The 3604-nt window shown below is 50.0% G+C and carries 3 protein-coding genes; all 3 read right to left on the reverse strand.

All coding sequences use genetic code 11. The features are described from left to right. Positions 1 to 451: 451 nt before the first annotated feature. On the reverse strand, positions 452 to 1294 hold the full coding sequence (locus Q0349_RS12730; RefSeq protein ID WP_298081390.1) for a factor H binding protein domain-containing protein: 843 nt from the start codon (positions 1292 to 1294) through the stop codon (positions 452 to 454). Positions 1295 to 1517: 223 nt separating this feature from the next. Then, the gene (locus Q0349_RS12735; RefSeq protein ID WP_298081391.1) at positions 1518 to 2969 is read right to left on the reverse strand and encodes a hypothetical protein; all 1452 of its coding nucleotides are present in this window, start codon (positions 2967 to 2969) and stop codon (positions 1518 to 1520) included. After that, positions 2962 to 3438 (reverse strand): CYTH domain-containing protein, encoded by a 477-nt coding sequence (locus tag Q0349_RS12740; RefSeq protein WP_298081392.1) that lies wholly within the window; start codon positions 3436 to 3438, stop codon positions 2962 to 2964. Before Q0349_RS12740 ends, Q0349_RS12735 begins: the two co-directional genes overlap by 8 nt. Between the last annotated feature and the right edge of the window lie 166 nt (positions 3439 to 3604).

The raw sequence follows: 3604 nt of genomic DNA on the forward strand, positions 1-3604 counted from the left end.
GGTAAACAGGCCTTAACCAAACCTGCGAATGAAATCATCATGTTATGGCCAATTGCAAACAGCGCCTAACCCAACCTACGAATTTGTCGCGGTGCCAGTTCGCAAAACTGCAAACGCCCGTCGCTCCGATTTCTCTTCCTGGGGGAGGGGCAATTCGACGCAGCAATTCAAATTTATGTGGATAACCGGAATTTTGAACAGACTCTTGGAGACAGTTTGTAAAGAAGTCTATTGATTGCTGCGGGCGGTTACGACGCAAGCGTCTAACCGCCCCTACAGTTTGATTTTAGGATGGGTATCAGCGACCCGCTGCGGTGACAAAACGGTATTGTTCAGCGCCGCGTCAAGCGCATCCTATTAACGGATGCCATGCCTTCCGCCGCATTGAATGGCATTGTATAAAATAATCCCGCCGAATGGCGGGATTATTTTTAGGGAGCTTTATCAAGCATTATTGCCGGATAGCGCCAAAGACGGCTTCATTGCCATCACTTTTATTTATATTGTCTTTTCTATACAAGTTGCCAACAATCTCTTCAGCATTAGGGCCAGCAAAGATACCTGTCATACTTCCTTTTACTTCACTACCATGAACCTCTGAAGTTAAGTCAGCACCAATATTGCTATAAAACCCGGGAAAAAGAGTATCCGTCGAACGTCCATCAACTTTCATGGTTTCTTTATTGAATAAAGAAACATTCTCTACTTTTCCTTTAATATCTCTTGTGGAAAAATCTACATTTAACGAGATGTTGCCATCTATCGCGCCGCGATACATTACCGGGCCATTGAAAGTTGCCACACCTGATACCGGAATTTTATCTGGGTGTGTAAACTGGCCAAGATAAAATACATCGTCGTAATTATTGACGAGACGCTTGTAATTGCCAAAGGTAGCATAGGACATATTGTAGTAATCCACTACACCACCGCCGGGCGTTTTGGCCTGATGCAAGCCGCTACCACCACTAAAGTAGTAAGCCTTAAGATTAGCATCTTCGGGAAGGCGAACACCACGGATATGTGTATTTTCTGAATATTGACGGAAAGCATCCCCTTTTGTTTGCATCACTTTAAATCCATCTATCCGTCGCCATCCTTCTACTCCTGACGGTTTTTGGTTATCCGTAACATTTGGCATCTGATTGTTGGTATTGGGGATGGATGTCCCAGGATTATTCGGGATGGGTTTATCGGCAGGACTGTCATCACCGCCACCACCACCACACGCGGTGAGCGCACAGGCACAACAGATGCTTATAGCCAATGGCTTCCAATTCATTTCACGGTTCATAGTAATTTCCTCATTCAAGAACGTTTGGTGAATTGCCCCTTTGGGCAAAGGCATCATAATAAAATAGACTTTGAAAAACAAACCGGATTGCGCCCAGAGTGTGTTTGCAATTGAAGTCTCCCTCTTCGCCAAGCGGGAAGAGGACGAAATATCGTATAGCGCCCGCATTCAAAGCGACGCAAAGAGTTTCTGATTGTGCCGTGCTTGTATCACCGCGTCGCCATTATATTGCTACGCTTCTGTCCTTTTCTGCAAATTGCAGCGGCTGAATTAGCTCCAGCCGTTTGATGCCTTCGGCGTTTAATACCAACCGCACCAGTTCACTCGCCACTTGTCCGGCAAAAGTAATACGGCGAATCATGTAAACGTGATAGAGGCGCTCGCCTGTCACCACCGCATCGTCCTCATCGGCAACCGGCAAATGCTCAAATAAATGATCTATCTGGCGGAGAAAGCCGGAGACATTGAAACGGGTAATATCGACAATGGCATATTGTGTGCGCTCAAATAATTCCGGCTGGTTATGCAATGCGACTTCCTTGCGATAGAGAAATATATCTTCGGCGCGGCGGTCATTTAATAATTTCAGCCAATGCGCCTGTTCGCGCAGCGCGCGGATTTCCGGCGGCAATTTTTCCGGTTGGACAAAGCGGAAGGATTCGCGGCAACTGCCCACTTCCAGATGTTCGCCACGAAAGATACGCAAACGCCGGTCGGGAATCCATTCACGGAAACAGGACAACAGCCATTCGCGCCCGATTTCTTTAATCCTGTCCTTGAAGATATAGGCGACGACCAGCGCCATAAACAAATTGTTGCTTAAGGCGCCGTAGCGTCCCTGCCAGAAAAAGGCGACGAATGTCGCAAAAATCATCGCTATCGCCGCCGCAATGGCATAAATGGAATGCAGCAGCAGAGGATTGCCCTTGCGCCGCCGCACATCAAGGAATAAATAGCGGCTGATGTATTTGCGCAGAATGCTCCAGCGGTAAAGCACGTCTTCGTTATTGCCGTCATGCGCCGGAATGCTGTCCGGGAAACGGGTGCGGCAATAGGCCATTTCCGTTTGCCACAGCGCATGAATCGCCGCCGTCTGCGGGATGCCGTCAATCAAGACCAGGCGGCGCAAATAATGCAGCGTCGTTAGCGAGATATATTCATCGCAATAGGCAAAGGCCTGCGAGGCAAATACGGCCTCATGCGCCGCCGTCAATGTTTCCAGCGCGCGCCAGGCGGTCAATACGTCATGGATTTCTGCCAGCAATTCGCCAATGGCTGCCGCATCGCGTTTTTTGGGGTCGCGCTCCAGCCATTTTATTGCCAGCCGCAATGCCCGCTTGTAGGTGAGCGCATAACGTTTCAGCACGTTTTCGTAACGCTCCACTTCATTTTTATCCGGCTTGTCGGCGAGAAAGGCGGCGAGTTCCGCCAGCATTTCTTCCGGCTCCAGTAATTGCGCCAGTTTGCGTGTCGGCGGGCGCAGGCGGATATAGTTTTTCAGGTTTTGCTGGAAGGTTTTGGGCGAATAGATGTCGGGGCTGACCTGCAAGGCGGCGGGCAAAAAGAACCAGGTTTCGATGCGGTAGCGGATGTCATGCGCGCGGCGGTCGAAGGAGACTTTTTGTTTGATTTCGAGCTGGAAGCGCCCGTGCGCCTTGACGGATTCTTTAATCATGGTTTTTCCAAAGCCGGTACGGATGCCGCACCAAATTGGCATTGTAATAGCGTGGGTCATCGGAGACTTCCGTGCCAATCCATGCTGGTTTGGCAAATGTCTGGCTTTTGTCGGCAAGCTCAATTTCGGCAATAATCAGCCCGGCATTGTCGCCGAGAAATTCGTCAATTTCCCATTGCATGCCGGCATGGGGAATGGTGTAGCGGATTTTTTCAATCAGTGGCCGTTCGGCGAGGGTGTCCAGCATTTGTACTGCGTCGGCAAGGGGAATGGCGTATTCGTATTCGGCGCGGCTGATGCCGACGGTCAGGCCTTTTATGGTGAGAAAGGCTTTGTCGTTAATGGTGCGAACGCGCACGGTGCGTTCTTTGGCGCTATTCAGATAGCCCTGGCGGTAATGGGTGCCCTGTGCCAACGCGCGCCAGGCTTCGCCAATGACGAGGAATTTGCGCTCGATTTCTTTTGCCATGGTTTTCTCTGGTTATGGGAAGATTCCGGATTGTGGCACGTGCGCGGGCGGAAGGGAAATTCGGCGTAGCAATCCGAATTTATGTGGATAATCGGGATTTTGAACAGGTTCTAAGGCGTGAAGTTCCGCGCCGCGACGGCTTGTCGCCGAATGCAAAAACGGGAAA

The organism is uncultured Cardiobacterium sp., from assembly GCF_938028185.1.
Classification (GTDB): domain Bacteria; phylum Pseudomonadota; class Gammaproteobacteria; order Cardiobacteriales; family Cardiobacteriaceae; genus Cardiobacterium.